This is a genomic window from Shewanella sp. Sh95, assembly GCF_001308045.1.
In the GTDB taxonomy this organism is placed as follows: domain Bacteria; phylum Pseudomonadota; class Gammaproteobacteria; order Enterobacterales; family Shewanellaceae; genus Shewanella; species Shewanella xiamenensis.
On sequence record NZ_LGYY01000282.1, the window covers coordinates 1 to 254 of the forward strand.

The 254-nt window shown below is 44.1% G+C and carries 1 pseudogene; it reads right to left on the bottom strand.

The annotated features are described in order from the left end of the window. Window positions 1-126: 126 nt before the first annotated feature. Window positions 127-254, bottom strand: a pseudogene (locus AEA42_RS22505) (IS5/IS1182 family transposase); the annotation flags it as partial.

Below are 254 nucleotides of genomic sequence, written 5' to 3' on the forward strand. Positions count from 1 at the left end.
TGATTGTATTGCTTCCAGTTGATTGTTTTATAGCGAGGTTTTGACACGATTGATGGGTGAGTTGATAGGCTATGCCGATCAGATCACCAGCTATGGTTTTAGTTCAACTGATTTAGGAAACAAAGCCCCATGTTTCTTCACTTTCCACTCACCTTCGCCATAAACCTTCAAGCCTGTCGAATCGATAGCCAAGTGCTCAATGGTGCCACGCGTCTTGGTTTTAAAAGCAATCTTGACGGCTTTCGCTCGTTTGC